The sequence below is a fragment of the Sporofaciens sp. St.21A7 genome (genome assembly GCF_059728535.1).
Genome location: NZ_BAAGFN010000001.1, coordinates 5137076 through 5156756 on the forward strand (window position 1 = coordinate 5137076; position 19681 = coordinate 5156756).

Genomic DNA, 19681 nt, shown 5'->3' on the forward strand with positions numbered 1-19681 from the left:
TTATTTTTCACAGATATTCCATATACGTTCCATATAGGAATGTTATTTTAATATTGTGTTCAAAAAATAAAAAACGGAGGTATCAATATGAATTTTTTAAAACGGGCAATGTTATATGTTACTCGAAAAAAAGGGAAAAGCATAGTGCTTTTTTGTATATTGCTTATTATGGCAACCTTTGTCTTGTCGGGATTGTCTATCGGGAAAGCTACAAAACAAGCACAGCAAAATCTGCGTCAAAGCCTTGGCGGTTCTTTTCATGTCTGGACGGACTACACAGATAATAACCCCTATCTGCATAAAGAATCGGACGAGGATGAAAGTGGAGGGACTGGATATATCATGTATTCCACAGAGCAGTTATCCTCTGATATGGTGAAAAATATCCGTGATATAGCAGGAGTGAAATATTGCGATGCATTTGATGAAACATTACTGGATTTTGAACAGTTGTCTTTTTTCAAGGGGACAATTCCTTTGGAGGAAGAATTAGGGAATAGCACGACTACGGTAAGTCTATGGCGTTCCGAAGAACACAATTTGTTTACAAATGGTGTTGTCAAACTAACGGAAGGCAGGCATATTACAGAAAAAGATACGGGGAAAGCAATTATTTGTAAAGATTTGGCTGATAAAAATGGCTTAGGGATAGGCGATATGCTGAAAACGAGGTCTATGGATGGGCGCAGCATGACACTGGAAATCGTTGGATTGTTTACAGCAATGGAAACAGAAAAAATCGGCAAGAATATAGAGGGCTATAATAAAATACAGAATCGGGTGTTTATAGATATAGCGTCGGCAATTCTTATCGAGAACACCCCTGCAGTTCAGGGATTTTCAGAAGTTTCAATTACCATAAACGACCCAGAAGAAATGGATGAAATTATCGAAAAAGTGAAAAAGACGCCTGGATTTAAAGAGGATGGATTTACGATTGATACGGACAATGAAACTTATGAAAATACGGCTTCCTCTCTGGAAAGTATGGATAAACTGGTGATAGGTCTGCTGATTGCGGCTATCCTTGTCAGCGTTGTAATCTTATCGCTTATTCTTACTCTATGGGGAAAATCACGTGTCCGTGAAACAGGTGTGTTCCTCTCGCTTGGCATAAAAAAGACAGACATTATAGGGCAATATCTGACAGAAGTATTGCTGATTGCAATCGTTGCTTTTGGGATTTCCTTTTTTACAAGTAATATGGTTTCAAACCGTATCGCCGATGTGCTTTTACAGCAGGATATACAGAATAAAATAGAAGAACCGAATGACGTGCAGCAAGATGACATTGCGATAGAATCGTTTGAAAGTACAGCATTAGGAGGTGTAGACAATATAGAATTGAGCGGTGCAGAAAATACAGATTATTTGGAAACGGATATTGAAGTTTCTGTAAGCATAGAAAATTTATTACAGTTATATCTTGTTGGATTTGTAATTATCATTGTATCTGTTATGATATCGTCTATTGCGGTCATGCGTTTGAAGCCGCGTGAAATTTTATCCCGCATGAGTTAGGAGGAGAAAAAGATGACAACGCTAATATGTGAAAACGTAACATATCAATATGAAAAAGGCTCAAAGGTCTTAGAACATATAACAACTCAATTTGAAACAGGAAAAATGTATGCGATACTTGGCGCATCTGGTTCTGGGAAAACGACCCTGTTATCATTGATAGGCGGTCTTGATATTCCACAGGAAGGAAAAATTATGTTTCATGACAGGGATATATCGGAGCAGGGACTTGAATACCATAGGCGCAATCATGTTTCTGTCATATTCCAGAATTACAATCTTATTGATTATATGACGCCGATTGAAAACGTAAAATTGACTGCAAAACAGGACGCCCTGCCAATATTAAAGCAGCTTGGATTGACGGAGGATGAAGCAAAACGAAATGTAATGAAACTGTCGGGAGGACAGCAGCAGCGTGTGGCAATCGCCCGTACACTGGTATCGAATGCCCCTGTTATTTTAGCGGATGAACCAACGGGAAATTTAGACAAAGATACTGCCGCAGAAATTACGGGGATTTTGAAAAATTGCGCCCATCAGATGAATAAATGCGTAATTATTGTTACCCACTCCAACGACCTTGTAAAACAAGCGGATACCGTTTTTCAGTTAAAAAAAGGCAGGTTGCTTCAAATATGAAATACGAGTGGATATATTGTCCGATTTGCAAAAAAAAGACGCATAACAAATTTAGGGAAGATACTGTTTTGAAAAACTATCCGCTTTATTGTCCAAAATGTAAACGGGAAACGATAATTAACGCAAAAAATATGCAAGTATTTATCATCACAGAGCCAGACACATAGATGCAGAGCCGATGAATGTGTGGAATGAATGAAACCACAGTTTATCGGCTCTGCATTTTACTTAATTAAATGCAGATACGTCCACCAAATAAAAAAAACGGCGATTTGGTGGGCGGTATTGCTATGCCCGAAAGACTTAACAAGCACTCTCCAAACCTGTTTTAAGCTTGGAGGGATTTTTATTGCCTGCAAATAGCAAATTCTATTTACATATATCATATCGGGGATGGGTGGACAGCCTGTTAAAAAAATCCTTGTCAGTGCAAGGGGGCTTTCTATCCAAGAAGTAGAAGTCAAATCTCTACATATAAGAACCAATATATCTAAAAACCGTAAAGGCACGACAGCCCTTGCGGTTTTTCTTTTGTCGTTTTTTGTCGGAATACGCCGCAGGGCTGTTTCTAGCGTGAGATGCCGTTCTCCGCCTTTCAATCTGGATTATCCAAAAAAAATTCAGATTGGAGGTAACGGATTATGGCGTACAACAAAGCCAGAGAAGAAAGAAAATGGCGGCTATGGAAAGAAGCCGAGGAAAAGCAGCTTAGGAGCTTGGGTGTCAGTGAGAACGATATTGAAAAGCTCCGTGTCCATGATTGGGCGGTATTCAATTCCGACAGACGGTACTATGAGAAATTGCAGGATGCAGGTACATATCTTGAAGAAGTGGCAGAGGACACAGCACAGCCCGAAGCAAAAACGGTTGAGGAATTTTTGGACAGTATTGAAAACCAGCGGCTCTATCAAGTCTTGATTAAGGTGGACAGGCTTACCATCCAGATTGCCTTATGGAAAATGGATGGTTACAGCAGCATGGAGATTTCAGAGAAATGCGGCTTATCTGTAAGCGCAGTCAACTTCCGTGTCTGGCATCTCAGAGAAAAATTAAAAAATATTTTATAACCATCTAATATTTCGGGGTTTCCCATCGGCTACTGGGTGAGAGGACAAAAAACTCTCACCCAGTTTTCCTATGTATGGCGAAAACGGGACGGCTCTTTGAAAACCGAATAACCATTCACCAAATACATTCTCTTTGTGGCTGTAATAAGCATAAGCGTATGCAGCGGTACGCCATGACCCGCCGAAAGACGGCAAGCGGAAAATACCGACTGAAAATATCGGGCAGCTCCCGATTCCGCCAAGACCCACAAAGAGGACAATGATACTCCCGTCCAGCCACAGTCCGAGCGGTAACCAGTCCGCCGCAGGCAATGGGGGCGGCTCTGTCAGACCGACAGTTGGGGTGCAACTCCCGTGGCGTCAGTACGCTGCTGACCGTTTGGTGACTTCCCTTGCGTTATACGCATCAGCATTTTCGGGGTGTCGGGGACAAATAGAAAATGCTCTCTATTCATAATCAAGCCAGATTACGGGGCGGTCAATGGAAAATGGGTTTTTCACACTCTCCCGACCTTAAACGATTCCCTGCGTCTGGCTGCTACATAGGCGGCTCTCACCGCCTAAATTTCACAGGAGGTTCACATAACATGGAAAGAACATATAAAAGGGGCGATATGTACTACGCCGACTTGGGGAAAGGGATAGGCTCGGAGCAGGAAGGCTACCGCCCCGTCCTTATCATCCAGAATAACACAGGCAACCGCCACAGCACTACCGTCATTGTCGCATCCATCTCAAGCAAGGTTGATGCAAAGCCGAAGCTGCCCACCCACTACTTTATCGACGCTGAATGCGGCTTGCAGCTCCCTTCCATCGTGCTTCTTGAGCAGCTCCGCACGGTCAGCAAGCAGCGGCTTGAGGGGTATATCGGACGGCTGGACAAAAAACATATCCGTGGCGTAAACCATGCGCTGGCGGTCAGCATCGGTCTTATCTCCCCCGTCCCAAACAGGCTTCAGCTCTGCTTATGCAGAACTTGTGCGGACAATTTTTACAGCACAGGTGCTTACATCCTGCGAAGGCTTGACAAAGGGCAGACCGAGAAAGACGTCTGCACATACTGCAACCAGCGGATGGGCTTTGATTATGAAGTCATCCCGAAAACAGACGGGCGGGAATGACCCGCAGGAAAGATGGGAGGAATGGCATGGAAACAATTCCAGAAAGGGGACACGTTACCCACAAAGGGGCTTGTAGCGGTGCAGGCTCTTTCCCGCATCAGAGGGAAACCTTTGACGCAAAAGACAACATCCGTGTTGTCAGCATCTTCAACGGGGCAAGGACGGCAAGCGAGGTCATACACCAGGCGGCTGTCAAAAAAATCCTCTACGAAAACCCGTATGCATGACGGGAACAGCAGGCGCACATTTGACCGTGCCGCTACAGACTTATATACTGTAAGCGTAGGTTACACTTTCCTGCTGTTTCCCAAAAAGGAGGCATTTATTTTATGAGAGAACAGCAGAATTATACCGCAGGGATTTATTGCAGGCTGTCGTCCGAGGATTCTGCCGAGCATGAGTCCATGAGCATCGGAAACCAGAAAGCGATGCTCAGCGACTATGTGAAAAGGCAGGGATGGGAAGTCGGGGATATTTATATCGACGACGGGTACTCTGGGACGAATTTTGAAAGACCAGATTTCAAGCGGATGATAGGCGACATTGAAAACGGCAAAATCAACATGGTTGTCGTAAAGGACTTATCAAGGCTTGGGCGGAACTATATCATGTGCGGACAGTACACCGAGATTTACTTCCCCGAAAAGGGCGTGCGCTTCATTGCGGTGAATGACAATGTTGACACCATCAATAACACGGGCAGCATGGACATCACGCCCTTCAAGCACATCCTGAACGACATGTACGCAAAGGACATCTCCACAAAGATAAAATCCTCGCTGCACATGAAAGCGATGCGTGGCGAGTATCTGGGTGCGCTCGACCCTTACGGGTATGTCCGTGACCCGAAAGACAAACACAAGCTGCTTGTCAATGAGGAAACAGCCCCCATCGTAAAACGCATCTTTGAGATGTGTGCGGGCGGCATGGGTTCAAGGAGCATAGCGACCACCCTTAACAATGAGGGCGTACTCTCCCCCGCAGAGTACAACCGATTTAAAAACCACGACCCAGAGAAAGACGGGGCTTTTGTCCGCAAACGCTACTGGTGTCAAACGTATATCCGAACCATGCTGCAGAATGAGATGTTTATTGGGAGCATGGTGCAGGGCAGGCAGTACACACCGTCCTACCGCACAAAAAAACGGGTGAAGAATGACAGGGAGGATTGGATTGTCGTCAAGGGTATGCACGAACCGATTATCTCCGAGGAATTGTTTGAGCAGGCGCAAAAAGCACTCCACTCCCGCAAAATCCAACCCCGCAAGGACAGCCCACACCATGTAGACCCCGATGTTTTTTCTGGACTGTTCCGCTGCGAAGCCTGCGGGACGGCAATGCGGAAACACCGCACACATAATGGGAAATATATTTACTATGTATGCGGTCGCCACCACCAGCAGGGGAAATTCGCCTGCTCAAGCCATTACATCAACTGCGATGTGATTACCCGCCTTGTCCGTGAGGACATAAAAAGAAACGCCGTCCTGTTTACAGAGGATACGGAACGGGCGGTAAGGGAACTGACAGAAAAGAAATGCTCTGACGACCAGAAGAAAATGTCGCAGATGAAATCCGAGCTGACTGCTTCAAGGAATCAGCTTGCAGGGCTTGACGCAAAGCTCCGACGGGCGTATGAGGACAATCTTTCTGGCAAGCTGCCAGACCATATTTTCACGATGCTTATCGGGAACTACGATGAAGAAAAAGAAACATTGCAGCGAACCATCCGTGAACTGGAAAAACGCATTGACGCTTCCAATGCCGCAAGGTCTGACGTGGAGCGTTTCTCAAAGCTAATCCAGAAGTACACCAGTTTTGAGGAACTCGACAGCTTCATGCTCCATGAGCTGATTGAGAAAATCACAATCTACGAAACACCCAACATGGGGCGTTACCGCAAAGGAAAAGAGAAAATCGTTACGATTTATTATAAGTTTGTGGGGGCGTTAGAGTAAACGCCCTTTATACCAAAATGAACACTCATCATCCTTGGACAGCCTGCAATAGATAGCCGCCCGGAAGCTCCCGGCAAGAAGTGTGTCCATCCCTGCATATTCAAAAGTGTTCATCATAACCGTTTACCCGCACAATCCAGACGGAACACGGTCACATTGAACCTCGTCTTTATTATATCTCATTTCTTGTGTTTTAGCAAGATATTCTTTATCTATTTTTCTGCTGTGCTTCTGTGCGATAAGGCTCACGAAAACGTCCGTAGCGTCCAGCTCGCCGTCAAATACTGTGGTGACATGAATCTCTGTTTTATTTTTCGCCATAGGCAGTTGTCCTCCATACATGAAAACAGCCAGACAGGGAAGGTCGGCAACGAAGTCCGGCAACGGGCTTCAAAAAACCTTGGAACGAATCCTTGTCTGGCAGTTGGGTTATTTTATACTTTTTCTTTTATTTTTCTGTTGCTTTGGTTGTTAAAGGGGAGAAAAGCCGATAGTTACGGGATTTTCCCCGGCAACCGGCCCGGCAACGGGATAGCAACGAAGTGTGCAACGGGCTGTCTTTTGCCGGATTTTTTCAGAATGGAAGTTCCATCTGTTCCGGCACCGGCGTAAATCCCTCCGGGGTTTTTCCCGCCCCGTTGCCGGTGTCCGTTGTCGGCTGCTCCCGTTCCCATCCTTTTTGTCTGCCGTATCCGGCAAACATCCGGGGATTGGAGAAATACTTCCAGCCGGTGACGCACTGGTTCATTATCTCGTTGATTTCCCGTATCTCCCATTGTTTCGGCTCGTCAAAAGCGTGGTTTAAGGCTTCTTTGTAAAGCTGTTTGGAGCAGACGGTATCGCCGGGGTAGCTGTCAAGGAAAGCCTGAATCATCCCGGCTTTGGTGTCCTCCGGCATAAAGTCCCGCTGGTGTTCTTTTAGATGGCGCACCATTTCCGGGCTGAATGTCAGCTTCCATCTGCCGCTTCTGTAAATCTCCATCGCTTCCGCCCACACTTGGTTTAAATAGGCTCTGGAAGCGGCTTCGTCCTCTAAGATATGGATTTGCGCCTGTTCCGGGCATACCTGTATGGGAATAAAGCGGCGGTTGCCGGAGCGGTCAAGGGGCAGGAAGTCAAGGGCATTGGACGTACCGCCAAACACGCACTGCCTTGGGCGGTCTGCCGGGTGGGTTTCGTAGGGTATCTTGTAGACTTCCTTCTGGCGGCTCAAAAATGACTTGATTTCCTCTATGCTCTTGGCGTTTGCGGTGGCAATCATCTCCGACATCTCGATTATCCAGTGGCCTTGCAGCTTGCGGTATACGTTGTCATCGTCCAGCTTTCGTAAATCATCGGAAAACCACTCGTCTTTGACCGCCAGCAGTCGGAAGAAGGTGGACTTCCCGGCTCCCTGACCGCCTACCAGACAGAGCATGATTTCAAATTTACAGCCGGGGGCAAATGCCCGGTGGATGGCTCCCAACAGGAACAGGCGCAGGGATTGGTAAGTGTAATCGTCCTCACCGGCTCCCAGAAAGTGCCGCAGGCAGGAGCGTATCCGTTCGGTTCCGTCCCATGTCAGGCTGTTTAAATACTCCCGGACAGGGTGGTAGCTGTTCTCGTTGGCGGCAAGGTCGGCAGCGTCCTGTATCTTCTTTTCACTGGTCAGACCGTAAGTTTCTTCCAGATACAGCCGGATATATTTCATGTCCGTGTCGGTCATGGGGCTGTTTGGGGTTCTTTGGTAGCCGATGGGCTTTAAAATATCGGTGCGGTCGGTCAGCAGGTTATAGGCAACCGCCCCGGAAAGGAGCGGGTCGCACTGAAACACGGTCAGGCAGTTGCGGATACTGTTTCGGAAGCCGCCTTTTTCGGTGGTTTCCAGCAAGGCTTTGACGTCCTCAACGCTCCGGGGCGGCTCGGTGTTTTCTGCCATGTTCTTTACTTCCTGCCGTATCTGGGGCGGTAAGTTCTGCCATTCGTCTTTCAAGGTTCCTCACTTCCTTTCCGTGTCCTGTGATAAGGGCTGCCCGCTCTGGAAGTTCCCCCGATAAAAGTACGTCCATCAGATATTCCAGACGGCTCATGTTTTGCAGGGTTTCTATAAACCGGGGATTCCATGCTTTATCTGGCTGTTTAGGGGCGTATTCTTCCTTCCAGCGGCGCAGGAGATGGTAATAGTCGGACAGTACCCGGAAGCAGTGCCGCTCCATGCGCTTAAATTTCTGTTCTTCGCTTTCCCTCCGTAAGCGTGGCCGGATGGGTTGCTTTCCGGTGTTCTTTCTATCCTCATAGGGGATGGAGAAGTCCTGCGCCAGCATGAGGGCGGCTTCCTTACTGCCGATTCCATAAAGACGGGAAACAAAGTCAATCACGTCCCCGGTGGCTCCGCAGCCGAAACAGTAAAAGCGGCGGTCAACCTTCATGCTTGGGTTCTTATCGTTATGGAACGGGCAGACGCACATCCCATTCCGGTTTACTTTGATTCCGTAACGCTCCGCAGCCTGCCTTGTGGTGACGGACTGCTTCACGGCTTCAAATACGTTCAATAGGCGTTTCCTCCTGATAATCCCAACGTGAGCGGCACAATGTCGTTCACGTTGTCTGTAAATCCATTTTGTTTAAAAAGAAAAGGCACCTGCCAGCGATTTCAAATCACAAAACAAGTGCCTGTTTAAAGTTCCATATTCTGTTGTTTCTGTGTCCGGGGCGGCTGGCGTTTCTCTGCCTGCTCCTGCCGGATGCGTTCCTGCCGCCCTTTCAGGTTCCCCTGTACGGACGGTTTCTTCCCCGGCTCGGCGGTCTGTCGGTACTGCTCGGATGGCAACACTTGGTTGAGCCAGCGGCGCACATCCCGCAGCACTTTTACATCTGCCTGAACCGCTTCCAGCTCTTCCCCCTGTTCCGGCAGGGCAGAAGTAAGCTGTTCCCGTTCCGCTTCCAAATCTTTGCGGGAGTAGGAATTGCCTTTCAGGTTGGCTTTCAAATACCGGATGGCGGCATTGTAAGCGTCCAGTTCCTCCCGGTGGCTCTCCGCAAACTGCTCTTTTTTCTTCTTCCAGCCGATGGCGGCGTACTCCTTATGGACTGGCTTGTTGGCTTCGTATTTGTCAATGTAGGACAGCATGGTGTCGATGGCTTTGATACGCTTCTCGCTTTTTTTCACGCTCTCCATGACAGAAACGGCGGTCTGGCTGATTTCGTCCAGCCGGGTGTCAAGGCTTTCCACGGTGGAGATTCCTTTTTCCTGCAGAAAATCCATTGCCGCCTGTACCTTGTTGAAGTCGGCAACTGTGCCTTTGAGCTTCCCTCTGGAAGTCCAGCCGGCACGCTGTCCGCTCCGCAGTTCTAAATACTGTGAGAGCAGCTCCGGTATGGCCGGTTCCTTCGTCTGCTCCAATGCTTCCATCAGGGCGGCTTTTTTCTCTTTTAAATCGGCAATCCAGCCTTTTAAGTGGCGCACCATCTGGCGGATGGACTGCATGAGGGAGTTGGCGGCTTTGATGTCCCGGTTCAGGTTGCCGATGCTGGTCTGGATTCCTTTCTTCTCCATCTGGCAGGCGGCTGGCCCCATGTGGACGGTGGGGATTTTATCAATCCCTTGTCGGGCATAGGAGCGCAGGTCAAGCCGTTCCGGGCGGTGATTGGCTTCTAAGTAACGGTTAGCCGTGTCCGCCCATCCCTGCCGCCAGATTTCAGCGTATTTCTGGTCGTTCCAGTCCACGGTGTTCTCCTTATGGCTTTTCCATCTGCCGGACGGGAGCCGGATTCTTTCGCCGTTTTCGTCAAGGTCGTATACCTTGCGGCATTTGGGGAGCCATTTCCCTTTTTCGTCCATCGCCCGCATGGTGAGCAGGATATGGGCGTGGGGGTTGCCGTCCCCTTTGTCATGGATGGCAAAATCGGCTATCATGCCTTTGGAAACAAAATACTCCCGGCAGTAGTCACGGATAAGGTCGGCGTGCTGTTCCGATGGGATTTCCCTTGGGATGGCAAGCACGAACCTCCGGGCAAGCTGGGAGTTCCATTGCTTTTCCTGTGCTTCGGCAGAGTTCCATAAAGTATTGCGGTCTGCATACTCCGGCGGCACATGGGGCGGGAGCATGATTTCTTTGTGGGTGACTTCGTTCTTGTAGGGATAGTGTTTCTGCTCTTGGTCGTATTCAGAGAACAGTTTCTCGCCGCTCTGGTAGGCGGCGGCAGAAACAGCGGATTCATTGTTGCTCCGCTTAATGATTGTGATTTTACAGTGCGGGCATGGCAAGTGTGCGCCCTCCTTTCTCCCGGATTCCGGGCAGAAAAAAAGCAGGAGACCTTTTTTCAGATTTCCTGCTTATTGCTTAATATTCCTTGTTTTTTAGTCTATCAATACAGCTAATATAATACAACAAATATTCTGTATTATTTTCATAATCATATTGACCAATACCTTGCTGAATCACTATTTCTAATTGAAGTTTAGCACTATTGCTTATAACATACCTTGTTCTTAGCTCAAATAAAATATAAACAAATTTTTCATCTTCTAATTTTTCATTATAAGCCTCATTTTTTGATGTAGATAGTAATTTGTATGCTATAAACTCAAAATCTTCTGAAGATAAATGCAAATTGTTATTAGTAATTGCATTTATAGCATTAAATTTTTGGCTTTCTAAAAAGAAATTTGTAAAACTACTTAATGGTATTTCTATAATATCAACTTTTTCAGACAACCATTTCAATGTTTCCTCAAAAGATTTAAAACCCGGAATAATTTGAGATTTATAATTTCTTATAAATTCATATCTTTGCTTCATAATATATATTTTTCCTGCTTAATTAATGGTAACAGTTCCCGAAAATTCTACTCCTGATAACCATGATAGAGATTTCATATTATACCCCTGTAAGCCTTTTGAAGTTACTTTAACTTTTTCAATATCACTATCTAATTTGAAATCACCTATTTTTACAGACCCAACAGACGCAGCGGTTGTATTTTTGGTAGTGTAATTGGTGCCGTCTCCAAATGTTTTATAAACTTTACTTGATAATAGGTTAGCACTTTTAACCTGTATTTTTTTATATCTAAAAGCATTGTACATTTCGTCACCTTCCCACAATAGGTATAACTCACAATCCTCACTTGTGCCATCTCTAATCACGGAAGCATAAATAACGGTTGCCCCTCTGGTTGATTTCTCTTTTGAAAGAGTATAACAATATTGTTCAAAATCTTCCTTACTGTCAAACTGTAAAACTGGAATTTCAACTTGCGTTTCTGTAGAAACTTTATCATTTGTCATTGCAAAAACTGGCATTGAAGATGTAATAAAAAGAACACAAGTTAATAAAAATGTTAAAAACTTCTTCATGGGTATCCTCCTTAATCATTATTACACATAGATTACAATTACGGCTTATTTTATAAAATCATCAGTATCCCTCCCTTTTCCTCTTTTTGTGCATATTCTACTATATTTTTTATTTATGTCAATATCATTATAGAATAAGCACAACAAAAAACTAATAAATTTATTCGATTATTCAAAGGCAAAAGGGTAGCTGGCGGCAGCCAGTGCAGGGGAAGCGTAGCGTCCCCTGTTTGATTTGGAGCAGACCATGACTGCGGAAAATCACAGCCCTCCGGCAAGGAGCCTTCGGAGAACGCAATTCACCAACCTCTGGGTGGTGTATAATTGCGCCCTATCCGAGTTCTTGGATAGGGCGCATTATCCGAGATAATCAATTATCCGAGGAAACTCTCAAAACCTCCAGCATAAAAGGCTTTCAGAGAAGTTGCCTCGGATAATGTAAGAACTATTTCAGGAAGTCAGGGAGCTGATGCTCTTTCTTTTGTGTAACAGGATTTTCTTTTTGATGGGAAAACCACTTTTCGTTCCAATCCCGGATATGCCTGTTTACGGTTCCCTGTGAAAGTTCAGCATACCGTTCTGTTGTGGAGATCGAGGAATGTCCGAGAAAATTTTTGATTGCCATAATTGGTACCCCGGCTTCCAACATATGTGTGGCGGTCGTATGCCTCATGGTGTGCGGGGTGTAGCGTTTTTCAAGGAACATTTCCGGATGCCCGGTTCTTGCGAGCATGATATATTTTTTATAAATCTCCTCAATACAGGAAATGCTCATCTGCGGATGGGTCTGGCTGGAAAAGATGTAGGCCTCCAACCGACCGGCCTTTCCCGTTTCCTCCAGATATCGTTCCAGGAGAGTTCCGCTAGGCCTTGCAATCACGATCCTCCGGGTTTTGTTTCCCTTTCCAGTAATTGTAAGCTTATAGAGGTTTTTCTCGGCCAGGAAGTCCCTGACTTTGAGATCGCAGATTTCCTGTGCCCTGGCTCCGCTGGCATACATCAGGTTCAAAAGGACCTGGTCACGGAAGCCCATCCGTTTCCCGGGATCAGGAAGCCGGAGCAGGATTGAAACTTCATCAAGCGTAAAGGTGATCCTCGGCTGGACGGCCTCTTTTTTTACAGGCACTCTTTTCACCGCATTTGCAAACACAGTCGCTGCTTCAAAATTCCTGTTCTGTGCGTAACCGGCAAAAGAGGCCAATGCTGAAAGCCTGAGATTCCTTGTGGATACTGAGCATCCCCGTTCTGCTTCGATCCATTTCAGGAAGCCGTCAATAGTCTCGAAATTCAAATCCCGGAAGAGGATTTCGCCAGCATTTTTCTTCTTTTCCTGATAAACATACTGGAACAAAAGGCGGAAGGCATGTTTATAGGATCTCGTGGTATTAGGGGAAAGCCCTGACGAGAGCGGCATATATTCCGTAAAAAACTGTTCCAGGAGGAGCATGAATTCAGGAAGTTTATTTTTCCTCATACGCCACCTCCGTGAATACGCCAGCGGCATAATCTTCAAACAGCTCCGTATATTCAGGGAACATATCACCACTGAATTTCAGATATTTCTCCGTTTCGTCCATGTCATGGTGCCCAAGATAGACTGACAGGAAAGGAACAGAGTCATCTGTCGGGCGTCCGTTTTTCTCTGCCTGCGCAAATGAATGGATGGCAAAATAGTGACGGAAGCAATGAAGGCACTGCCCTCTGGAATGGGATTTTTCCTGTACATACAGGCCGGTTTCCCGCAAGAGGTTCCTAAACCGAAAATCAAAGGTTCCTTTACTGACGGAAAACTCTTGGCCCCTGGCTGCCGGGAACAGACAGCTTTCCGGTTCTGTTTTGATCCCCATAGCAATGCAGTATCTTTCCAGCATCTCTGTCAATGTCCTGTCCATTGGAACAACACGCTGTTTGTTGTTCTTGGCATGGCGGATCAGGATGGTCCCATTGCGGAAATTTATATCTTTTACCCTGGCGGCAAGCGGTTCTCCCAGGCGGAACCCGCACCCAAGGAGCATCCGGAGCAGCATACAGAACTCCATGTCCGTCCGGCGGGTTTTCGGGTCTGTATGCCTGTTGGCCCAGCTGTCGGCGCAGGACAGAAGCGTTTGGATTTCCCTGTCCGAAAAAATATATGGGACATAGCTGTCTGATGTTTTGGGGCAGGCGGGCATGAAAACACTGTACCCCTTGTATTGAAGGTACCGCAAAAATTTGCGGAGATAGCTTACCTTATCGCTGACCGTTTTGGGCGCGTTTATCTGCTGGAGTTCCCTGATCCAGTGATTGATGGCTGTTTCCGTAACCCTGTCGGCGTTTTCTGCCACCAGCAGTGAATCGAACGAAAAAAGGGTTCTGCGTGTACTCCGCAAAGTATCATCGCTGACAGTCCCCTGGCTGATTTCCAGATATTCTGCAAGCTCATGTTTGAAAACCGACTGGAACTGTGTCATGACAGGCTCCACCTCCCCTCCAGAAAAGCGGCAAATGTACCTGTCGCCTCCATGACCGGGAGGGCGTAGTTCCGCAGCTGCTCCACATCCAGACTGGCATAGGATTGGATGGCGTTCTGGTCTGTATGCCCAAGGGCTTTCCTTACCGCCTCATAAGGGATGTTGTCATTGACCATGGAACTTGCCAGGGACGACCGGAAAGCATGTGCGCCCTGTTTGCGTCCCGCCGGATCAATTCCAGCTGCCATAATGGCAGTCCTGACGATCTTGGTGATTGCCTGCACAGAGATATGGCTGTAAGGGGGAACGATGCGGAGAAATACATACGGGCTGTCATAGCAGGCCCGTTCTTCCTCTAAATACTGTTTCAGGGCGGCCTTTACATCCGGGACCATGGGAAGTTCAATGTCAACGCCGGTTTTGTGCTGTGTAAGCAGAATCAGGTTCCTGCCAAAATCCAGTTCCCGGAATGTCATGGATGAGATGTCCCCGCTCCTGATCCCCAGCCGTGTCGCAAGAAGCAGCACTGCGTAATCACGCTTTCCATGTGGGGAGTCCCGGTCTACGCTGTTTTCAATTTTCAGGATTTCTTCTATTGTATAAACAGAAGGGTACGGCTGCGGCCTCTTGAAAAGAGGAACGATGCCGCTGTAATCCCTGTCGGTATGTCTGGCCTGATATGCATATCTGAGGAATGTCCGGATGTGTGAAAGGTACCATTTGCTGCTGACCATTAAACACGCGGCTCCTACATTTTGGGCGTTCATTGCCTGCGGCGCTGCGCAGCCTGTATCAGCCAGGGCGGATAAAAAGTAGTGCCCAATCTTATCGTGAAGATGGATGCTGCTTTCCTGAAGCCCCTTGCGTTTCCCGTCTTCAAGGTACTCCGCTAAAAGAGCCTCCATTTCCGGATTCAATTCGTGGTATCCGCATGGCACTGTGTTGGTTTCCCTTGTATGGTAACCCATAGTTAAAACCTCCTGTTTGATAGCTTTAACTGTACTATGCCCATGTGGATAAATTTTATCCGAGATTTTTTGCATGAACCCCCGCATACAAAAGGTTTTTAAGAATTTCCTCGGATAATTAAAAATCTCGGATAATGCGCCCTCTTTCAGAGGGGGATTTTCCAGCTTGTCGCTTTGGAAGCCAAAATTGCAAGTGGAGTTTATGGCAGTTGGAAATCAGCCGTACCAATTACGCCATAGGCGGCATAAATCAGAACGCGCCCGGCTCGTTCTGATTTTTCACACATGGAAAGCCGCCAATGTGAGCGCGCCTGACTCGTCCACGTTAAAACTTCCCTTGCAAAATCAAGACGCGCCCGGCGCACTTTGATTCTGGAACGGGCTTTTTACCGTTCCTGCTGTTTCGGCTTCTTGTCGGGATAGAGCTTCCCGGCGACAACGGCAGCATGACTCTTTATCTTGATTTCCCCTTCCTGCTCGCTGCGTTTTGCGTTCCGGTAGCCTTCATCGGAGAGGAAGAAACGGAACCGCTCCCCCTTAAAACCGACAAAGCACTGCTTCTGTACTTCCAGCGTAATCATGTGCCGGGTTTCCGGGTGGAACCGTTCTATCCCTAACAGGTCATGCCCCTGCATGATTGGCTCCTGTGCCTTTGCCGCCGCAAGCCGCTGGCGGATGGAATTGTCACGCTCTGCAAGGAACCGGGCTTTTGTGGCGGCAACAAACTGGCTGCACTCCGGCTCCGGTATCTTTTCCAGCTTTCGGATGGCGTTCTCCACGATTGCCTTTGTCAGTAAGTCCTTTATCACCGGCACGGTTTCTTTCATGCCCGCAAGGGTTTCCGCCTTGGTCGGTGCGGCATATTGATAGATGATGTCCAGTTCACTTTTTGAAAATTTCACTCTGCGTCCTCCTTCCAGTTTTCTGCAAGAACCTGTTCCACAAGACGTTTGGTGTCGCTCCGGCAGAACAGGACTTTTAAGATGGTGCTGACCTGCCCATCCGTCACGGATTCCGGGTGGGGGAGATGGCTTTCCAGCATAGCCCCTCTGGTACATAGCCGGTGTGTCCGTTCCTTCCGGTTCAGCGTCTTTATCTGGTGTTCCAGCATTTTCTCCTTATGCTGCGCCCGCCGCAGTCTGGCTTCGGTCTTTTCAATTTCCTGATTCAGTTTTTCCAGCTTTTCATTCATGGGCGGTGTCCTCCTTCGGGAGCAGGATATACATATGGCTGACCTCCCCGATGCCCTGACGGACACGCATAATCATCCCGGCCTGTTCCAGCTCGTTCAGTGAACGCTTGCAGGTCTGGGGGCTTCGGGAGAGTGCCGCCGCTATCTCCATGACGGGGAAGCGGATGAACAGAATCCTGTTGCTGTCCTCGGTTCCCCTTGTCAGGATTTCATCCAACAGGCGGGCGTACATGACCTTTGCCGTATTGCTGACCGGAAGCCGGAGCATTGCCTTTGGGAGCGGCATACAGGGCGGCAGGGGCGTACTGGCTATCATAAATTCACAATTCATTGGATGGTGTCCTCCTTTTGGCTCGTTTGGATTGGTAGCGGGGGCAGTCGATAATGACAGCCCGGAAACCCTGCTTACATTCATGCTGGCATTTCCGGCAGAGTTCATTGTAGCTTCTGCGCCCCCGGTCGTTCAGGAAGAAAGCAAGCTCTTTCTTCAACTTCTTTGACATTCTCGGCATGGTGCCTCCTTCATAGAAAAACCGCCCGATTCAGCAGTAACAGCCGGAATGGGCGGGCAGTGGTTTTTTGTGTATCGTTTCGGGGCGATTTTCAGGGGAAATACAGCCGTAGAGCCGCCCCAAAATCCCCCTTAGTATTACGGACAGGGCAGACTATGCCCCGTGAAATTGTTGTGTTTCGGTATCGTTTCGGTGTTCATTTTGCCGGTTCCCTCTGCTGTCGTTCCTGCCCCCGTCTTTGGCGGCGTTTCGCTCTCCTTGGTACGCTCGTTCCGGTCAGGGTTCCTCCGTTTCCCTGCCGGAAGTCGTTGCGTTACATCGCCGGGGAGCATATCCCATACAGGCCGGTCATTCGATTGGAATAATCCATCGATGAACTGCCTATATCATATGACATTTTTGTACCATGTGCCGTATGTCCACGAATCAGGAATGAAGCCCAAAATCTGAAAAATTCCACGATTGCGGAAAAGGCTTCCTGCTGGACGGGTGCAAAAATCAGATGTGCATTTTGCACTTCTGAAAATCCGGGCAAATCAAAAGCGCATTTTGCGCCTTTGAAAAGAATCACAAAGGGAAATGCGCCCGGCATGGATATGTGGTACAATGGGGATGGCGGCAAAAGCTGGCCGCTGGAAAGGAGCAGGAAGCCATGAAACAGGGGATAACGGTTCAGGAGCGGTTAAAGGATTTAAGGACGGAGCGGCATTTAAAATTAGAGGAACTGGCGGCGGTTACGGGGATTTCCAAATCAGCCTTGGGAAGCTATGAGAATGACGAACTAAAGGAAATCAGCCACAAAAACCTTGTGGAGCTGGCAAAGTTTTACGGTGTGTCAACGGATTACCTGCTCTGCTTGACAGAGAACCGGAACCATCCGGGCATGGAACTTACGGAGCTGCATTTGAGTGACAGCATGGTGGAGCTGTTGAAAAGCGGGCGTATCAACAACCGGCTGCTGTGTGAGATTGCCACACATGAGGATTTTATTACCCTGATGACGGACACGGAAATTTATGTAGATGGTGTGGCAACCGCCCACTTCCAAAACTTCAACAGCCTTCTGGAAGTCCTGCGGGGGCAAGTCCTTTCCCAATATCAGCCGGTGGAGGAAGATGCTGCGTTAAAGGCGTTGGAAGCTATGCAGGTACAGGAAGAAGATTATTTCTGTCAGGTCACGCACCGGACTTGGGACACTATCCTCCATGCCATAAGGGAAACGCACAAGAATGATACGGATAGTGCGCCGGACGGCTCCAATGGCATGAAGCTAATCAAGGACGCAAAGAAGGCGCTGGCCGTGCCGGGTTCCTATCTGGATGTGTTCACTGCCCTGATGTGTACGCAGCTACAAATCCGGTATGAGAAGCTGTCGGAGCAGGAGCGCACGGTTCTGAAAAATGTTATGAAGAAAACTCCGGCATATAAGGATTCACCGTTGAGCAGAATGAAACGGAGATAAGGAAATGCCGTTGCTTGGGATTTTTCCATGCAACGGCATTTTGGGTGGTTCTTATTCAATTTTTAAGCGCACAAACTGGAAGTTGTGTTTTTTACGCTACTTCCTCCCACTTCAACTTTGGATACAGCTCTCCTGTTTTAGCAAAATGGAGAACACATTCAGCAACCAGATTCAAATCATTGAGCGCATTTCGCTTGAGAACTGGAGTCTGTCCGCTGATATTTACAGGAGCGTCCTCTTTGGATGTACCATATTCGGAATTGACAGGCATATACATATGAGCCTCTTCATCTTCACCATATGTGTTAAAAGCCAGAGCCGCCCAATCATTCTCAATATCTACAGATAGAAAATCCTCTTCGCCATATTCATCCAAAGCTAACCATGCAGACCTACAATGATTTTCCCGAATTTTGCACACCAGTTTGTCTACAGTTTCTTGTGTAATAGGTTCCCCTTCACTATTAAGAAAACGAATAGCAAAATCACTCATATAAATTTACCTCCCTATTCCGATTTGTCGATAGCTTCATTATACCGCAGTCACTTTCCAGAGGGAATAGATTTTCCGAAAAAATCATTGTATCATAAACATTATTCTGTTGAATCTGCTCTTGTTCCGTTTTTTGTGATGATAAGCTGCCCCTGCTGGCATTTCACGGTGATTTTGTCCCCTGCGGAGAATCCAGCCTGTTCCAGCCACTTACCTTGTAAAAGAATCTGCGGCGGAGATTGCTTGTAATTGCCACGTCCATAGCATACAGTCAGTTTGCGGTCGTCCATCCGTCCTCCTTCCCCGCTGCCTGTCGGCATACGATTTCAAATACATTCCCGTCCTCTGTCCTGACAGTGAGCAGGCTGTTCCGCTCATCTGCGTTCAGGTCAACAATCCCCATCCCTTCACTGTCGTTTAGTAAATCAAAAAGCCTGTCCCTAAAATAGTTCAGTTCCATTCTGTTGTTCCCCTTTCATAGTTTATAGTCTACTAGCTAATATTATATAGTCTTTTAGAATCTATTGCAATCCCTAAGTGTGATGTAGTCTAAAAGTGTACAAAATAAATGCTAATAGCTTATGAAATGGGTGGCATTATGGAAGGTAAAGGATTAGGCAAACGTATCAACATGGTGAGGAAAGACCGGGGATTCACGGCGGACAGGCTCTCGGAGCTGTGCAATATCAACGCAACTTACCTCCGGCAGATTGAAGGCGGGATAAAGGTTCCCAGTCTGCCCGTATTTATCAATATCTGCAACGCACTGAAAATCTCCCCTGATTATCTGCTGCGGGATGCGCTGGAAGATAATGAGGTCAGCAAGATACGGGAGCTGGCAGAGCTGTGGGAAAGCACGTCGCCCAGCCAGCAGGAAATCGCCGTTGCCATGATTCGGGCGGTATTGGAGCGCAGGGAAGGTTAGAAAGACCAGCCGGGTAGTCGGCTGGTCTTTC

The 19681-nt window shown here is 47.5% G+C and carries 26 protein-coding genes; 9 read left to right on the forward strand and 17 right to left on the reverse strand.

Annotated elements, in window-relative coordinates; genetic code table 11:
* Positions 1 to 87 precede the first annotated feature (87 nt).
* The 7 genes from AC6I3O_RS25425 (at position 88) to AC6I3O_RS25455 (ending at position 6309) form a co-directional block, all read left to right on the forward strand.
* On the forward strand, positions 88 to 1521 hold the full coding sequence (locus tag AC6I3O_RS25425) for an ABC transporter permease (RefSeq protein WP_016297404.1): 1434 nt from the start codon (positions 88 to 90) through the stop codon (positions 1519 to 1521).
* A 12-nt stretch (positions 1522 to 1533) separates the two neighbouring features.
* Entirely contained in the window at positions 1534 to 2163 is a 630-nt protein-coding gene (locus AC6I3O_RS25430; RefSeq protein ID WP_016297405.1) for an ABC transporter ATP-binding protein, read from the forward strand.
* On the forward strand, positions 2160 to 2330 hold the full coding sequence (locus AC6I3O_RS25435; protein ID WP_016221094.1) for a cysteine-rich KTR domain-containing protein: 171 nt from the start codon (positions 2160 to 2162) through the stop codon (positions 2328 to 2330). The genes AC6I3O_RS25430 and AC6I3O_RS25435 overlap by 4 nt, the downstream gene beginning before the upstream one ends.
* Before the next feature lie 474 nt (positions 2331 to 2804).
* The gene (locus tag AC6I3O_RS25440; RefSeq protein WP_497853261.1) at positions 2805 to 3230 is read left to right on the forward strand and encodes an RNA polymerase sigma factor; all 426 of its coding nucleotides are present in this window, start codon (positions 2805 to 2807) and stop codon (positions 3228 to 3230) included.
* A gap of 587 nt (positions 3231 to 3817) precedes the next feature.
* Entirely contained in the window at positions 3818 to 4351 is a 534-nt protein-coding gene (locus AC6I3O_RS25445) for a type II toxin-antitoxin system PemK/MazF family toxin (protein ID WP_016221096.1), read from the forward strand.
* 26 nt (positions 4352 to 4377) lie between these two features.
* A complete protein-coding gene (locus tag AC6I3O_RS25450; RefSeq protein ID WP_016221097.1) occupies positions 4378 to 4578 on the forward strand; it encodes a hypothetical protein in 201 nt (66 codons plus the stop codon).
* 102 nt (positions 4579 to 4680) lie between these two features.
* Entirely contained in the window at positions 4681 to 6309 is a 1629-nt protein-coding gene (locus AC6I3O_RS25455) for a recombinase family protein (RefSeq protein WP_016221098.1), read from the forward strand.
* Positions 6310 to 6432: 123 nt separating this feature from the next.
* Here the strand turns inward: AC6I3O_RS25455 and AC6I3O_RS25460 are convergent, their stop codons facing one another.
* The 14 genes from AC6I3O_RS25460 to AC6I3O_RS25525 form a co-directional block, all read right to left on the reverse strand.
* Positions 6433 to 6630, reverse strand: a complete 198-nt coding sequence (locus tag AC6I3O_RS25460; protein ID WP_103242568.1) for a hypothetical protein — start codon at positions 6628 to 6630, stop codon at positions 6433 to 6435.
* 253 nt (positions 6631 to 6883) lie between these two features.
* Positions 6884 to 8227 carry a virulence-associated E family protein gene (locus AC6I3O_RS25465; RefSeq protein WP_497853262.1) on the reverse strand — a complete coding sequence of 448 codons (1344 nt, stop codon included), beginning with the start codon at positions 8225 to 8227 and terminating at the stop codon, positions 6884 to 6886.
* Positions 8193 to 8840 carry a CHC2 zinc finger domain-containing protein gene (locus AC6I3O_RS25470; RefSeq protein ID WP_497853263.1) on the reverse strand — a complete coding sequence of 216 codons (648 nt, stop codon included), beginning with the start codon at positions 8838 to 8840 and terminating at the stop codon, positions 8193 to 8195. The genes AC6I3O_RS25465 and AC6I3O_RS25470 overlap by 35 nt, the downstream gene beginning before the upstream one ends.
* A 125-nt stretch (positions 8841 to 8965) precedes the next feature.
* Entirely contained in the window at positions 8966 to 10555 is a 1590-nt protein-coding gene (mobQ, locus tag AC6I3O_RS25475) for a MobQ family relaxase (protein ID WP_497853264.1), read from the reverse strand.
* Between the two features lie 76 nt (positions 10556 to 10631).
* Entirely contained in the window at positions 10632 to 11090 is a 459-nt protein-coding gene (locus tag AC6I3O_RS25480; protein WP_103242564.1) for a hypothetical protein, read from the reverse strand.
* Between the two features lie 18 nt (positions 11091 to 11108).
* On the reverse strand, positions 11109 to 11648 hold the full coding sequence (locus AC6I3O_RS25485) for a hypothetical protein (RefSeq protein ID WP_103242563.1): 540 nt from the start codon (positions 11646 to 11648) through the stop codon (positions 11109 to 11111).
* 445 nt (positions 11649 to 12093) lie between these two features.
* Complete coding sequence (locus AC6I3O_RS25490) at positions 12094 to 13122, reverse strand: tyrosine-type recombinase/integrase (protein ID WP_016220305.1); 1029 nt, start codon at positions 13120 to 13122, stop codon at positions 12094 to 12096.
* Positions 13109 to 14098, reverse strand: a complete 990-nt coding sequence (locus AC6I3O_RS25495) for a tyrosine-type recombinase/integrase (protein ID WP_016220306.1) — start codon at positions 14096 to 14098, stop codon at positions 13109 to 13111. The genes AC6I3O_RS25490 and AC6I3O_RS25495 overlap by 14 nt, the downstream gene beginning before the upstream one ends.
* Positions 14095 to 15066 carry a tyrosine-type recombinase/integrase gene (locus AC6I3O_RS25500; RefSeq protein WP_289695973.1) on the reverse strand — a complete coding sequence of 324 codons (972 nt, stop codon included), beginning with the start codon at positions 15064 to 15066 and terminating at the stop codon, positions 14095 to 14097. Before AC6I3O_RS25500 ends, AC6I3O_RS25495 begins: the two co-directional genes overlap by 4 nt.
* Positions 15067 to 15452: 386 nt before the next feature.
* Positions 15453 to 15968 carry a DUF5720 family protein gene (locus AC6I3O_RS25505; RefSeq protein WP_103242562.1) on the reverse strand — a complete coding sequence of 172 codons (516 nt, stop codon included), beginning with the start codon at positions 15966 to 15968 and terminating at the stop codon, positions 15453 to 15455.
* Positions 15965 to 16258: a DUF3847 domain-containing protein gene (locus tag AC6I3O_RS25510; protein ID WP_103242561.1), complete on the reverse strand. Its 294-nt coding sequence runs from the start codon at positions 16256 to 16258 to the stop codon at positions 15965 to 15967. Before AC6I3O_RS25510 ends, AC6I3O_RS25505 begins: the two co-directional genes overlap by 4 nt.
* Positions 16251 to 16589: a replication initiator protein A gene (locus tag AC6I3O_RS25515; RefSeq protein ID WP_103242560.1), complete on the reverse strand. Its 339-nt coding sequence runs from the start codon at positions 16587 to 16589 to the stop codon at positions 16251 to 16253. The genes AC6I3O_RS25510 and AC6I3O_RS25515 overlap by 8 nt, the downstream gene beginning before the upstream one ends.
* Positions 16579 to 16770, reverse strand: a complete 192-nt coding sequence (locus AC6I3O_RS25520) for a hypothetical protein (RefSeq protein WP_103242559.1) — start codon at positions 16768 to 16770, stop codon at positions 16579 to 16581. Before AC6I3O_RS25520 ends, AC6I3O_RS25515 begins: the two co-directional genes overlap by 11 nt.
* A gap of 137 nt (positions 16771 to 16907) precedes the next feature.
* Positions 16908 to 17102: a hypothetical protein gene (locus AC6I3O_RS25525; protein ID WP_159749058.1), complete on the reverse strand. Its 195-nt coding sequence runs from the start codon at positions 17100 to 17102 to the stop codon at positions 16908 to 16910.
* Positions 17103 to 17422: 320 nt separating this feature from the next.
* Between AC6I3O_RS25525 and AC6I3O_RS25530 the strand changes: the two genes are divergently transcribed.
* Entirely contained in the window at positions 17423 to 18232 is an 810-nt protein-coding gene (locus AC6I3O_RS25530; RefSeq protein WP_103242557.1) for a helix-turn-helix domain-containing protein, read from the forward strand.
* A gap of 91 nt (positions 18233 to 18323) precedes the next feature.
* Here the strand turns inward: AC6I3O_RS25530 and AC6I3O_RS25535 are convergent, their stop codons facing one another.
* The 3 genes from AC6I3O_RS25535 to AC6I3O_RS25545 form a co-directional block, all read right to left on the reverse strand.
* Entirely contained in the window at positions 18324 to 18725 is a 402-nt protein-coding gene (locus tag AC6I3O_RS25535) for a hypothetical protein (RefSeq protein WP_103242556.1), read from the reverse strand.
* Positions 18726 to 18826: 101 nt separating this feature from the next.
* Positions 18827 to 19015 carry a SymE family type I addiction module toxin gene (locus tag AC6I3O_RS25540; protein WP_016292393.1) on the reverse strand — a complete coding sequence of 63 codons (189 nt, stop codon included), beginning with the start codon at positions 19013 to 19015 and terminating at the stop codon, positions 18827 to 18829.
* The gene (locus AC6I3O_RS25545; RefSeq protein ID WP_103242554.1) at positions 18997 to 19185 is read right to left on the reverse strand and encodes a hypothetical protein; all 189 of its coding nucleotides are present in this window, start codon (positions 19183 to 19185) and stop codon (positions 18997 to 18999) included. The genes AC6I3O_RS25540 and AC6I3O_RS25545 overlap by 19 nt, the downstream gene beginning before the upstream one ends.
* Before the next feature lie 138 nt (positions 19186 to 19323).
* Between AC6I3O_RS25545 and AC6I3O_RS25550 the strand changes: the two genes are divergently transcribed.
* Positions 19324 to 19650 (forward strand): helix-turn-helix domain-containing protein, encoded by a 327-nt coding sequence (locus tag AC6I3O_RS25550; RefSeq protein ID WP_103242553.1) that lies wholly within the window; start codon positions 19324 to 19326, stop codon positions 19648 to 19650.
* Positions 19651 to 19681 lie beyond the last annotated feature (31 nt).

Coding starts and splice junctions, on each gene's coding strand:
- AC6I3O_RS25490 (WP_016220305.1), bottom strand. CDS start 13,122: ATGAGGAAAAATAAACTTCCTGAATTCATGCTCCTCCTGGAACAGTTT.
- AC6I3O_RS25540 (WP_016292393.1), bottom strand. CDS start 19,015: ATGGACGACCGCAAACTGACTGTATGCTATGGACGTGGCAATTACAAG.
- AC6I3O_RS25455 (WP_016221098.1), top strand. CDS start 4,681: ATGAGAGAACAGCAGAATTATACCGCAGGGATTTATTGCAGGCTGTCG.
- AC6I3O_RS25535 (WP_103242556.1), bottom strand. CDS start 18,725: ATGAGTGATTTTGCTATTCGTTTTCTTAATAGTGAAGGGGAACCTATT.
- AC6I3O_RS25485 (WP_103242563.1), bottom strand. CDS start 11,648: ATGAAGAAGTTTTTAACATTTTTATTAACTTGTGTTCTTTTTATTACA.
- AC6I3O_RS25500 (WP_289695973.1), bottom strand. CDS start 15,066: ATGGGTTACCATACAAGGGAAACCAACACAGTGCCATGCGGATACCAC.
- AC6I3O_RS25525 (WP_159749058.1), bottom strand. CDS start 17,102: ATGCTCCCCGGCGATGTAACGCAACGACTTCCGGCAGGGAAACGGAGG.
- AC6I3O_RS25460 (WP_103242568.1), bottom strand. CDS start 6,630: ATGGCGAAAAATAAAACAGAGATTCATGTCACCACAGTATTTGACGGC.
- AC6I3O_RS25465 (WP_497853262.1), bottom strand. CDS start 8,227: ATGGCAGAAAACACCGAGCCGCCCCGGAGCGTTGAGGACGTCAAAGCC.
- AC6I3O_RS25425 (WP_016297404.1), top strand. CDS start 88: ATGAATTTTTTAAAACGGGCAATGTTATATGTTACTCGAAAAAAAGGG.
- AC6I3O_RS25435 (WP_016221094.1), top strand. CDS start 2,160: ATGAAATACGAGTGGATATATTGTCCGATTTGCAAAAAAAAGACGCAT.
- AC6I3O_RS25515 (WP_103242560.1), bottom strand. CDS start 16,589: ATGAATTGTGAATTTATGATAGCCAGTACGCCCCTGCCGCCCTGTATG.
- AC6I3O_RS25430 (WP_016297405.1), top strand. CDS start 1,534: ATGACAACGCTAATATGTGAAAACGTAACATATCAATATGAAAAAGGC.
- AC6I3O_RS25450 (WP_016221097.1), top strand. CDS start 4,378: ATGGAAACAATTCCAGAAAGGGGACACGTTACCCACAAAGGGGCTTGT.
- AC6I3O_RS25530 (WP_103242557.1), top strand. CDS start 17,423: ATGAAACAGGGGATAACGGTTCAGGAGCGGTTAAAGGATTTAAGGACG.
- AC6I3O_RS25520 (WP_103242559.1), bottom strand. CDS start 16,770: ATGCCGAGAATGTCAAAGAAGTTGAAGAAAGAGCTTGCTTTCTTCCTG.
- AC6I3O_RS25445 (WP_016221096.1), top strand. CDS start 3,818: ATGGAAAGAACATATAAAAGGGGCGATATGTACTACGCCGACTTGGGG.
- AC6I3O_RS25440 (WP_497853261.1), top strand. CDS start 2,805: ATGGCGTACAACAAAGCCAGAGAAGAAAGAAAATGGCGGCTATGGAAA.
- AC6I3O_RS25480 (WP_103242564.1), bottom strand. CDS start 11,090: ATGAAGCAAAGATATGAATTTATAAGAAATTATAAATCTCAAATTATT.
- AC6I3O_RS25510 (WP_103242561.1), bottom strand. CDS start 16,258: ATGAATGAAAAGCTGGAAAAACTGAATCAGGAAATTGAAAAGACCGAA.
- AC6I3O_RS25550 (WP_103242553.1), top strand. CDS start 19,324: ATGGAAGGTAAAGGATTAGGCAAACGTATCAACATGGTGAGGAAAGAC.
- AC6I3O_RS25495 (WP_016220306.1), bottom strand. CDS start 14,098: ATGACACAGTTCCAGTCGGTTTTCAAACATGAGCTTGCAGAATATCTG.
- AC6I3O_RS25545 (WP_103242554.1), bottom strand. CDS start 19,185: ATGGAACTGAACTATTTTAGGGACAGGCTTTTTGATTTACTAAACGAC.